The organism is Acidovorax sp. SRB_24, assembly GCF_012931925.1.
This window is the reverse complement of record NZ_MWOM01000038.1, coordinates 27,348-38,558: the sequence shown is the minus strand read 5'-3', so window position 1 is coordinate 38,558 and position 11,211 is coordinate 27,348. Positions and strand designations below refer to the sequence as shown.

The following is an 11,211-nucleotide window of genomic DNA, read 5'->3' as shown; positions in this document are numbered from 1 at the left end:
ACGCGCGTGGGCGAATCGATGTAGAGCTGTCCCACCACCGCGGTCATGGGCAGCACATTGCCCAAAAAGAACCCCTGCACCACCAGCCCCGCCGGCCGCCACGACAGGCGCAGTGCGGCACCGGCCAGCGCCAGCGCGCCGCATTTGGTGGTTTCAACGGCCGGGCTGACCAGCGCCAGGTCGAGCACGCGCGGCACCATCAACAGCGCCAGCACCAGGGCCGCAGCCCACAGGCCGGTGATGCCGTACGCGTTCCAGCGCGCCACGCGCGCACGGGCGCTGCTGCCCAGCCCCGCCAACAGCAGCGCGCCGGCCAGCATCCACAGCGGCGCCTGCAGCAGCATGTGGCGCCACATGCTGGCTTCCAGGGCGTGGCGCGCCGCCGGCAGGGCCAGCAGCGCCAGTGCCAGCGCGCCCGCTGCCGCCTGGTGGGCGGGCGTGGCGTGCCTGCCTGCGCGCGCCACCAGACCTGCGGCAGTCGCACCCCACCGCGCACCGCAGGTCGCAGGCGCAGGGGTCTGCAAGGTGGCGCGGTGCGTCACGGCGCACCCCCTGGGGGGCTGGCGGGGACAGCGGCCCGCGTGGCCACGGTGGGTGCGGCACCACGGGCCAGGTGGCGCGCATAGTTCAGCGCCAGTTCCAGCTCGGCCATGTCGAACACATGCACCAGCCGCCCGGCGGGGTCGATGACGAGCAACGCGGCGTTGTGTTCGAAGTCGCCGCGCCCGTCGGGCACCACAACCACCTCCCAGCGCCGCAGCAGCTGCGCCCGTTCGGCCGCGTCGGGCACGCGCAGGAACTGCCACACCGACGCGTCGGCGTGCAGCTGCCGGCCATAGGCCTGCAGCGCAGCGGGCGTGTCGTGCGCCCCATCGAAGCTCAGCGACAGCAAGCGCACCGCCGCAGGAGGCGCCCCTGCGGGCGTGCCGCCAACGGCAGAGCGGTCCTGCAGCAACTGCGCCTGCAGCTGCTGGAAGCTGCTGCCCAGCGACAGGCACACGTTCTGGCAGCGGGTGTAGATGAAGCCGGCGATGGTCACGGCCCCCGGTGGCGCGGCCAGCCACTGCGGCAGCGGCCGCGGCGTGGTGCCGGGGCCGTCCACCTGCACAGGTGGCGCGGCCACGGGCTGCAGCGCCACTTCGAGGCGGCGCGCGCCCTCGGCGGTCCAGACCTGGAAGTCGTGCGTCAGCCAGGCGGCCGAGGCGTAGGCCGTGAGCCCCAGCGCCCCACTGAGAAAGGCGGTGCGCAGCATGCCGAGCGCTCAGGTGGGCTTCTCGGCGGCCAGGGCCTTGAGCGCGGCGCCGCCTTCGAACGGCGTGGTGCGCGTGCTGGCCTTGCGCTCCTGCCCGAACAGCTCGGGTGGCAGCGGGTCCGACTTGTTCGACCAGCTGCTGCGGATGTAGCTGGCGACGGCCGCCAGCTCGGCATCGCTCAGCTGCTGGAACGCCGGCATGGCGCCCTTGTAGGTGGTGCCGGCCACTTCGATCTCGCCCTCGACGCCGTGCAGCAGGATGTTGGCCAGCGTGCGCGCATCGCCATGGACCCATTCCGAACCATCGAGCGGCGGGAACACGCCCGGCAAGCCCTTGCCCGTGGCCTGGTGGCAGGCGACGCAGTTCGCCGTGAAGATCTGCTTGCCGTCCACTGCCGCCCCCGGCGGCGCAGGTGCCGGGCCAGACAGGTCGGCCACGGTGCGGCGGTCGCCCAGGGCCGAATTGCCAAACGGGTCGGACATCAGGATGTAGAGCACGCCAAACGCGACCATGGCCAGCACCAAGCCGGCCACGATCAAGGGCATGGGCTGCGAGCGCTCCTCGGGCTCTGCGTTTTCGCGCTGCTGGGCGCGGTAGCGGGGGTCGGGTTCGTTCGGCATGGGCGCCTCACAAGGTTCAGTAGGCCGCTGCCGGCGCGGCGTCTGCCGGGAGCGGCGCCGCCGTGCCGGCCGCGACCTTGGGTGGGGGCGGCAGCACCGGGTAGGTGTGGTTGAGGCCCTGCATGTACTTGACCAGGTCCAGCGCCTCGGGCCGCGCCACCACGACACGGCCAAATGGACCCGCGCCGGGGGGCAGGTTCACCACCTCATCGCCGGGCTCGGCCGCGTCCTTGACCTCGAAAAGGAAAGGGTAAGCCGGCATGATCGAACCCGGCGCATAGGCGCGCGGCTGGTACAGGTGGCCCAGGTGCCAGTCCTTGCTGGGCTGGCGCGCGCCGATGTTGAACAGATCGGGCCCGGTGCGCATGCTGCCCAGCAGGTGCGGCTTGTCATAGAAATAATCACCCGGCACCGAGGCGCGGCCCCAACCGCGCTCGTGGTCAGGCCCGAGGTTGCGGTCGCGTGGCTGCTGCGTGTGGCAGTAGACGCAGCCGTTGGCGATGTAAACGGCGCGCCCGCGCAGCTCGGCGCTGGTGTAGGGCTTGAGTCCCTCGGGCGGCACGACGTCGCGCACCTGAATATAGGGCATTACCACCAACGCAGCCGTGGCAACGGCCAGCGACACCATGGCGCCGGCCGCCAGCTTGACTTCATTCTCCATGGACGGGCTCCAGCGCCTTGTGCGGCGAGAACAGTGCCGCGCCCGTGCGCGTGGGGCCAAACCGCAGCACCATGGCCAGGAAGTGGCCGACAAAGATCAGGTGGCTGAGCACCATCAGTGCGCCACCCACACTGCGCCACTGCAGGTACGGGATGGTCAGCGTGACCGAATCCATGAACGGCCGCGTGCCGTCGAGCATGGCCTGCCCCTGCAGCCAGCCACCGACCGTCAGGCCGATGAAATAGATGCTGATGCCGATGGCCGCGAGCCAGAACTGCAGCGTGATCAGGCGCGGGTATGGCCACTCCCAGTTCAGTACGCGCGGCATCATGAAATAGATCGCGCCGAACAGCACCATGGTGACGAACGCGTAGGCGCCCAGGTGCGCATGGGCCACCGTGAAGTGCGTGAAGTGCGCCACCTGGTTGACGCTGCGCAGCGCCTCGAAGGAGCCCTGCATCGACGACAGCATGTACATCAGGCCGCCAAACATCATGAAGCGCAGCGTGGGCGAATGGCGCGCCAGATGCATGCGGCCCCACATGGTGCCGGCCATGTTGATGGTGAAGGCCGTCACCGGAATGATCATCATCATGCTCTGCACGATGGACAGCGTGGTCAGCCAGCCGGGCACGGGCCCGCCGATCAGGTGGTGGCCGCCGACCTGGCCATAGAAGAAGGCCAGCGTCCAGAAGCCCAGGATGGACAGGTTGTACGAGCGCACCGGCCGCCCGATGATCTTGGGCAGAAAGTAATAAATGGCGCCTACGGCGACCGGCGTGAACCACAGCCCCAGCACATTGTGGCCGTACCACCAGTTGGTGGTGGCCTGCTGCACGCCGGTGTGCACCCCGGGCAGTTTGCCGATGAGGAACAGCAGTGCAATCCACAGCAGCGCTGCCACCATGTACCAGACGCTCACATAGAGCGACTCGACCTTGCGGTTGACCAGCGTGTAGAGCACGGGCCCGATGATGCACAGGAAGCCGGCGACGATGAAGGTGCCGATCTGCCAGGGAATCTCGAGGTACTCCATGCCGTCGGTCCAGCCCGAACCGATGGCGCCGATGGCGCTGGCAATGCCGGTGTTGATGAGCGCGCCGCCCAGCATGACCCACATGGCCCCCAGCAGCGGCGTGCGCAGCAGGCGCGGCAGCAGCCACACCATGACGCCCAGCGCCGCGTTGGTGATCCAGCCATACAGCACGGCAGTCAGGTGGATGGTGCGGATGCGTCCGAAGGTGAGCCAGGCCTCGCCCACCAGCCAGTCGGGCATGTGCAGCTTGAGCGAAGAAGTCAGCCCCGCCAGCGAGCCCAGCACCAGCCAGAAGCAGGCAAAGGCCATGAACATGAAGACCGGAAAGGCGCTCGATTGGTCCGCCTCGACGCGGTGCAGCAGCTCGTCGGGGTCGGCGACATGCAGGTCGCTGCCGGGTTCGATGGCGGCAGCCTGCAGGCGGCTGCGCGCCGCGCCGGACACCGTGGGGTCGTCCACCCGGCCGACCTCGCCGCGCGCAAAGATCACCGAGGCCGCCCTGGGGTTCTCGACCAGCAGCCCCTTGCGCATCGACCAGATGAACACGAACAACCCTAGAAGAGACAGCAAAAACGCGCCCAACAAACTCAGTATCGCGCTGTCCATGGCAGCATTCCTTTGCAGGTAGCCCGCACCGGTGCATGAACGCCTGCGGCCAATACGGAAGCACAGGGATACAGAAACCGCACACGCTTGTGCATGTGCTACGCGTTCACGGGAGGTCTCCAAAAATCCATTTTGCGCTCCGCTTTTAGGCAAGGCAATAACCCTTCCCAACCCCTGCGATCCGACAGCACCGCCCGCGCCGGCGCGCGGCGCTCACCAGCGACCGACCCAGTACGCCAGCGCGATCAACGCCAGCACCAGCGCCAGCCAACCGACCACCAGCCAGCGCCACAGCGCTGGGGCGTGCCGCAGCTCCAGAAACTCCAGAATCACCAGCAGGCCCTTGGCAAACGACAGCGCGCACAGCGCCAGCACCGGCACCATCGATCCGGCGGCCACCGGCAGCTGCGCGCCGCCCAGCCAGTAGGTGGTGGCGGTGATGGCCAGCAGCGCCAGCCAGGCCCGCGTCAGCGCCGCGCTGGCGGCCGGGGCGGCGGGTTCAGAGCGCGGCGGGGGCAGTGGGGAAGCGGGCATGGCAAAAATCCTGGGGCTATGTCTTTCAGCGCATCACATAGACCAGCGGGAACAGCACGATCCAGAGCAGGTCGACCATGTGCCAGAACGCGGCGCCGGTCTCCAGCGCGTGGACGTCGTGGGCGCCATAGGCGCCGCGCCGCGTCTTGGCCCACAGGTAGGCGAGCGCCAGCATGCCCACGAGCACGTGCAGGAAGTGAAAGCCCGTCAGCATGAGATAGAACAGGTAGAAGGTGTTGGACGAGAAGTCCACGCCGGCGTCGATCTTTTGTGCGTATTCGGCGAGCTTCACGGCCACGAAAGCCGCGCCGCAGGCCAGCGCCGCCAGCAGCCAGCGCGCGCCGGCCACCGACGCGCTGCGCTGCACCGCACGAACCGCGCACGCCACGCACCAGCTGCCGGTGATGAGCAGCACGGTGTTGGCCGCCCCGGCCTGCCGGTTCAGCGTGTCCTGGCCGGCATTGAACAGCGCCAGCTCACGCGTGCGCGCAAACGCAAAGGCCACGAAAAGTATCGCGAAGGTCAGCAGCTCGAGCAGGATGACCAGCCACACGCCCAGGTCGCCGCGCAGGCGGGGCGCGGCGGCCGTGGACGGCGCGGAGGTAGCGGCCGGAAAAGGGCGGGCGGGAACAGCGGGAAAGGGCATCGGGCGAGCGTCCAGTCAGGGAACCTGCAGGGCAGAAGCGCCGCCCGCAGGCAACGCCGTGCCCGCATTCTGGCCGCATCTGTGGCCGAAATGCACAGCCCCCACAATAAGATTCATGAAGCATGAACCTTATTGATGTGCATCAAACGGACGGCGCGGCGGATTCATACGATGGCCTCTCATCACTGCATGAGGTACACCATGAGTCAAGGCTTCACGAGCCAAATGGCGCGCAACATCTTTTATGGAGGATCTTTGTTCTTCATTCTGGTGTTTCTGGCGCTGGTCTTCCACACTGAAACCAAGATCCCCGAACGCTCCAAGTCGGGCGACATCACGCCGGCCGTCGTGCGCGGCAAGCACCTCTGGGAAACGCGCAACTGCATCGGCTGCCACACGCTGCTGGGCGAAGGCGCCTATTTCGCGCCCGAGCTGGGCAATGTCTACGAGCGCCGCGGCCCGGACTTCATCAAGGGCTGGATCAAAGCCATGCCCACGCACACGCCGGGCCGCCGCCAGATGCCGCAGTTCAACTTCACGGAAGCCCAGCTCGACGACATGGTCGAGTTCCTGCGCTGGACCAACGGCATCAACACCGAGAAGTGGCCGCCGAACATCGAAGGCTGAGCGCCCCACCCCGTTGAGGCCCCATCCACCCCCCAGGAAACCCCTATGCAACCCGCAACCCTCAAATACCAGTCGCAGGCCGTCGCGAAGCTGTACTTCATCGCCGCGCTGGGCCTGTTCACCGGCCAGATCGTCTTTGGCCTGACGCTCGGTCTCCAGTACGTGATCGGCGACCTGATGTTCCCGGCCATTCCGTTCAACATCGCCCGCATGGTGCACACCAACCTGCTGATCGTGTGGCTGCTGTTCGGCTTCATGGGCGCCGCCTATTACATGGTGCCCGAAGAAAGCGAAACCGAGCTGTGGAGCCCGCTGCTGGCCAAGGTCCTGTTCTGGGTGTTCCTGCTGGCCGGGGCCGCCACCATCCTGGGCTATCTGCTCGTGCCCTATGCCGCGCTGGCCGAGATGACCGGCAACGACCTGCTGGCGACCATGGGGCGCGAGTTCCTCGAGCAGCCGCTGCCCACCAAGGTCGGCATCGTGCTGGTGTGCCTGGGCTTTCTGTTCAACATCAGCCTGACCGTGCTCAAGGGCCGCAAGACTGCCATCACGCTGGTGCTGCTGATGGGCCTGTGGGGCCTGGCGCTGCTGTTCCTGTTCAGCTTCGTCAACCCCAGCAACCTGGTGCGCGACAAGATGTACTGGTGGTTCGTGGTACACCTGTGGGTGGAAGGCACCTGGGAGCTGATCATGGCGGCGCTGCTGGCCTTCGTGCTGATCAAGACCACTGGCGTCGACCGCGAGGTGATCGACAAGTGGATGTACATGATCGTCGCCTTCGCGCTGATCTCGGGCATCCTGGGCACGGGCCACCACTTCTACTTCATCGGCTTGCCGGGCTACTGGCACTGGATCGGCGGCGTGTTCTCGGCGCTCGAACCGATTCCCTTCTTCATGATGACGCTGTTCGCGTTCAACATGGTGCAGCGTCGTCGCCGCGAACATCCCAACCAGGCCGCCGTGCTGTGGGCCGTGGGCACCGCCGTCATCGCTTTCCTGGGCGCGGGCGTCTGGGGCTTCATCCACACGCTCAGCTGGGTCAACTACTACACCCACGGCTCGCAGGTCACGGCCGCCCACGGCCACCTGGCCTTCTACGGCGCCTACGTGCTGGTGGTGCTGGCCATCATCAGCTATGCCATGCCCATCCTGCGTGGCCGCGAAGCCAACCCCCTGCACGCCCAGCGCGTGGAGATGTGGAGCTTCTGGACCATGAGCATCGGCATGGCCGTCATGGTGCTGGCGCTCAGCGGCGCCGGCATCCTGCAGGTGTGGCTGCAGCGCATGCCCACCAGCGGCGCCATGTCGTTCATGGCGACGCAAGACCAACTGGTGTTCTTCTACTGGGTGCGCGTGGCCGGCGGCGTCATGTTCCTGCTGGGGCTGCTGACCTACCTGTCGAGCTTCTTCATCGGCGCCTCGGCCGACGAGGAAGGCCAGGCCCGCGCCATCCCCGGCGTCCGCCTGCAACGGGCCTGAGCCATGGCACCCGTCCTTTCTGCCACCGCGCCGGCCGCAGGCGCCAGCGCCGCCCGCGTGCCGTTCTATGCCGCGCAGGGCAGTGAATGCGCGCTGTTCGAACACTGCTTCGAGCAGCAGCTGCCACTGCTCATCAAAGGCCCCACCGGCTGCGGCAAGACGCGCTTCGTCGAGCACATGGCGGCGCGGCTGGGCCGCCCGCTGATCACCGTGTCCTGCCACGACGATTTGAGCGCGGCCGACCTGGTGGGCCGCCACCTGATCGGCCAGGGCAACACGGTCTGGGCCGACGGGCCGCTGACGCGCGCGGTGCGCGAAGGCGCGATCGTCTACCTCGACGAGGTGGTCGAGGCGCGCAAGGACACCACCGTGGTGCTGCACCCGCTGGCCGACGACCGGCGCGTGCTGCCGATCGAGCGCACCGGCGAACTGCTGCAGGCGCCGCCCGAGTTCATGCTCGTCATCTCGTACAACCCCGGCTACCAGAACCTGCTCAAGGGCCTCAAGCCCAGCACGCGCCAGCGCTTCACCGCGCTGACGCTGGACTACCCCGCGCCCGCGGTCGAGCGCGCGATCCTGGAACGCGAAGGCCGGGCCACGCCCGCGCTGGCAGCGCGCCTGGTGCAGCTGGCCCAAGCCTTGCGGCGCCTGAGCGACCACGACCTCGAAGAGACCGCCAGCACGCGCCTCTTGGTGATGGCGGCGCGCCTGGTGGCCTCGGGCCTGCCGCTGCGCGCGGCCTGCCGCGCCGCCGTGGTCGATGCGCTGAGCGACGACAGCGACACGCTCGCGGCCCTCGACGAGGTGGTGCGCGCCGTGGTGGGCGACGACGATGCCTGACTGCGGTGGCTGCGCCAGCGCCGCCCGCTGCGCCACCGGCGCTGCGGGCGCTGCGCCGCCGCCGCTGTCCCTGCGCCGCACCCAGCAGCTGCAGCGCCGGCGCCGCGGACTGCAGCTGTCTTTCTTTGCCGTGTTCCTGCTCGCGCCCGCGCTCAACCTGCTGCGCTTTGACCTGACCGAGACCCAGCTGTGGGTGCTCGGTTTTCGCTGGTCGCTCGGCATCGATGCCTTCGTGCGCGGCGAGGCCACGGCGGTGCAGACCGCGTGGGCCATCACCTGCCGCGGCATCCTGCCCGCGCTGGCCCTGGTCGTGGGCTTTCTGGCCGTGGCCTACCGCTTTGGCCGCCTGTACTGCGGCTGGCTGTGCCCCCATTTCTCGCTGGTCGAAACCCTCAACGGCCTGCTGCACCGCGCCACCGGCAAGCTCAGCCTGTGGGACAAATCGCCCACGCCGCGCCCCGGCCGCACGGCCGATAAACGCTGGTGGCCGGTGTTCCTGGCGGCCTGCCTGCTGTGCGGCTTCGCCTGGGCGATCACGCTGCTGACCTACCTGCTGCCGCCCGCGCTGGTCTGGGGCCACCTGGTGCACGGCACGCTCACGCCGAACGAGGCGCGCTTCCTGGCCATGGGCACGCTCGTCTTCACGCTCGAATTCACGCTGGCGCGCCACCTGTTCTGCCGCTACGGCTGCGCCGTCGGCCTGTTCCAGAGCCTGGCCTGGATGGCCAACCCGAAGGCGATGGTGGTGTCGTTCACGCGCAGCCGCGCCCGCGAGTGCAAGACCTGTGACGCGCCGCGCGGCAGCGCCTGCGACCACGCCTGCCCCATGCGCCTGAACCCGCGCAACATCAAACGCATGATGTTTGCCTGCGTGCAGTGCGGCCAGTGCCTGCAGGCCTGCGACAGCACGCAGACCGACCAGGGGCGCACGCCGACGCTCGAATGGAAGATCGGCGTCGATGCGGTGCGCGAAACCCTGCGCCAGCGGCGCGAGGAGAACCCCTGATGGAAGAATGGATGGGCCAGTGGTGGCACCGCGCGGTCACGCGCCTGGCCGAACCCGACCGCGCCGCGGTGCAGGTCACGCTCGAAGAGATGCGCCGCAGCCTGGCCCTGCTGTACCGCGCCGGCGGCGGCGACGCCGGGGTGCGCGTGGCGCCCGTGGCCGACAGCCGCCACGGCGGGCCGCGCGGCTGGCTGCAGCGCCTGGCGGGCAGCGGCATCCGCGTGCCGTTGCCGGTGCTCGACTGGGAAACGCTGGCGCTGCCGGCGCAGCTGGCGGTACTCGACAGCCGCGAACTCAACCGCGACCTCTACCTGTGGCTGGCCGCGCTGGCCGCCGTGTTCGAGGCGAGCGGCGACTGGATTGCCGACAACCGCGCCGCCACCGCGCGCGCGCTGCAGCGCTTTGCCGGCCTGCGCAGCCGCCACCAGCGCCTGTTGCAGGCCCACCTGGTGCAGCGCCCGCCCCTGGCCAGCCTGCGCGCCGACGCCGTGCCGTTCGAGGCCGCGGTGCAGGCAGCGCTGCGCGGCGAAGACCACGGCCCGCTGTTCGTCACGCCGGCCCAGGTGGCGCCCGTGTGGCTGTGGCTGGACGCCGGGCTCAGTGCCCCGCCCGCCCCCGGCAGCGCCCCGGGCAACGGCCCTGAGAACGCCACGCGCCCCGACGCCGACGCTGCCGCCCCGGAACGCCAGCGGCGCAGGCGCTCGCGCCGCGTCGAGCACGAGAAAGTGCACAACCCGCTGCTGGTGGCCGCCAAGGTCGAGGCCATCACCACCTGGAGCGAGCTGGTGCGCCTGGACCGCGGCACCGACGACGAGGCCGACCCCAACGCAACCGCGGCCGCCAACGACATGGACACGCTGTCGCTGGCGCGCGGCGAGCAGACCACGGCATCGCGCATCAAGTTCGACCTGGACCTGCCCAGCGCAGCGCACGACGACCTGCCGCTCGGCCCCGGCCGCAAAACGCCCGAGTGGGACTGGCGCCGGCGGGCGCTGCTGCCCGACCACTGCGCGGTGCAGTGTTCCGTGGCGCGCCCCGGCGCACCGTACACGCCACCGCCGACACTGCGCGCCACGGCGCGGCGCGTGCGCCGGCGCCTCGAAGTGCTGCGCGCCGCGCCGCGCTGGCAGGGCGGCCAGACGCTGGGCGATGAATTCGACATCGACGCCTGGGTGCGCTTCCGGACCGAGGCCTGCAGCGGCGCGCGGCACAGCGACGCGCCGCCGGTGTACCTGCGCCGCCAGCGCAGCGAGCGCAGCCTGGCGACGCTGCTACTGGCCGACCTGTCGCTGTCGACCGACGCCTATGCCACCGACCACGCGCGCGTGATCGACGTGATCCGCGACGCGCTGTACGTGTTTGGCGAGGCGCTGTCGGCCACGGGCGATGCCTTCGAGATGCTCGGGTTCAGTTCGGTGCGGCGCCAGCATGTGCGCATCCAGCACCTCAAGGGCTTTGGCGAGCGCTGGAACGACACCGTGCGCAGCCGCGTGGGCGCGATCAAGCCCGGCTTCTACACGCGCATGGGCGCCGCGCTGCGCGATGCGACGCGGCGCCTCTCGGCCCGCCCCGAGCGCCAGCGCCTGCTGCTGGTGCTGACCGACGGCAAGCCCAACGACCTCGACGTCTACGAAGGCCGCTACGGCCTCGAAGACACGCGCCATGCGGTGCAGGAAGCGCGCGAGGCCGGCCTGGTGCCGTTCTGCGTCACCATCGACCGCGAGGCGCACGACTATCTGCCGATGCTCTTTGGCAGCCAGGGCTATGCGCTGGTGCGCCAGCCCCAAGACCTGGTACAGCGCCTGACCCAGGCCTGGGCGACGCTGGCACGCTGAGCCAGGCAGTTCCGCTTTCCGCAAAAAACCAAGCCGTCCCGCGCAAGCCCTGCGCGGTTGAATGGTCG

Annotated in this window: 12 protein-coding genes; 5 read left to right on the top strand and 7 right to left on the bottom strand. The window is 69.2% G+C overall.

Annotated features, from left to right (window positions below; genetic code table 11):
- The 7 genes from B2J89_RS13690 to B2J89_RS13660 form a co-directional block, all read right to left on the bottom strand.
- Nucleotides 1-542, bottom strand: a 542-nt coding sequence (locus B2J89_RS13690; RefSeq protein ID WP_205763830.1) for a hypothetical protein, incomplete at its 3' end; no start/stop codon positions are given.
- Nucleotides 539-1,252, bottom strand: coding sequence for an SCO family protein (locus B2J89_RS13685; protein WP_169169646.1), 714 nt, complete (start codon nucleotides 1,250-1,252; stop codon nucleotides 539-541). The genes B2J89_RS13690 and B2J89_RS13685, both read right to left, overlap by 4 nt.
- A gap of 9 nt (nucleotides 1,253-1,261) precedes the next feature.
- Nucleotides 1,262-1,873: a cytochrome c gene (locus B2J89_RS13680; RefSeq protein ID WP_169169645.1), complete on the bottom strand. Its 612-nt coding sequence runs from the start codon at nucleotides 1,871-1,873 to the stop codon at nucleotides 1,262-1,264.
- Nucleotides 1,874-1,889: 16 nt separating this feature from the next.
- Nucleotides 1,890-2,534: a cbb3-type cytochrome c oxidase subunit II gene (locus tag B2J89_RS13675; RefSeq protein ID WP_169169644.1), complete on the bottom strand. Its 645-nt coding sequence runs from the start codon at nucleotides 2,532-2,534 to the stop codon at nucleotides 1,890-1,892.
- Entirely contained in the window at nucleotides 2,524-4,176 is a 1,653-nt protein-coding gene (locus B2J89_RS13670; RefSeq protein WP_169169643.1) for a cbb3-type cytochrome c oxidase subunit I, read from the bottom strand. Before B2J89_RS13670 ends, B2J89_RS13675 begins: the two co-directional genes overlap by 11 nt.
- Nucleotides 4,177-4,389: 213 nt before the next feature.
- Nucleotides 4,390-4,710 (bottom strand): cytochrome C oxidase subunit IV family protein, encoded by a 321-nt coding sequence (locus tag B2J89_RS13665; RefSeq protein WP_169169642.1) that lies wholly within the window; start codon nucleotides 4,708-4,710, stop codon nucleotides 4,390-4,392.
- A gap of 25 nt (nucleotides 4,711-4,735) precedes the next feature.
- Nucleotides 4,736-5,356 (bottom strand): cytochrome c oxidase subunit 3, encoded by a 621-nt coding sequence (locus B2J89_RS13660; RefSeq protein WP_169169641.1) that lies wholly within the window; start codon nucleotides 5,354-5,356, stop codon nucleotides 4,736-4,738.
- A 201-nt stretch (nucleotides 5,357-5,557) separates the two neighbouring features.
- On the opposite strand from B2J89_RS13660, the gene B2J89_RS13655 reads away from it, so the two are divergent.
- The 5 genes from B2J89_RS13655 to B2J89_RS13635 are packed head-to-tail and all read left to right on the top strand — an operon-like array spanning nucleotide 5,558 to nucleotide 11,143.
- Complete coding sequence (locus tag B2J89_RS13655; protein WP_169169640.1) at nucleotides 5,558-5,983, top strand: cytochrome c; 426 nt, start codon at nucleotides 5,558-5,560, stop codon at nucleotides 5,981-5,983.
- A gap of 45 nt (nucleotides 5,984-6,028) precedes the next feature.
- On the top strand, nucleotides 6,029-7,462 hold the full coding sequence (locus B2J89_RS13650) for a cbb3-type cytochrome c oxidase subunit I (RefSeq protein WP_169169639.1): 1,434 nt from the start codon (nucleotides 6,029-6,031) through the stop codon (nucleotides 7,460-7,462).
- Between the two features lie 3 nt (nucleotides 7,463-7,465).
- Nucleotides 7,466-8,302, top strand: a complete 837-nt coding sequence (locus tag B2J89_RS13645) for a CbbQ/NirQ/NorQ/GpvN family protein (protein ID WP_169169638.1) — start codon at nucleotides 7,466-7,468, stop codon at nucleotides 8,300-8,302.
- Nucleotides 8,295-9,308: a 4Fe-4S binding protein gene (locus B2J89_RS13640; RefSeq protein WP_169169637.1), complete on the top strand. Its 1,014-nt coding sequence runs from the start codon at nucleotides 8,295-8,297 to the stop codon at nucleotides 9,306-9,308. The genes B2J89_RS13645 and B2J89_RS13640 overlap by 8 nt, the downstream gene beginning before the upstream one ends.
- On the top strand, nucleotides 9,308-11,143 hold the full coding sequence (locus B2J89_RS13635; protein WP_169169636.1) for a nitric oxide reductase activation protein NorD: 1,836 nt from the start codon (nucleotides 9,308-9,310) through the stop codon (nucleotides 11,141-11,143). The genes B2J89_RS13640 and B2J89_RS13635 overlap by 1 nt, the downstream gene beginning before the upstream one ends.
- Nucleotides 11,144-11,211 lie beyond the last annotated feature (68 nt).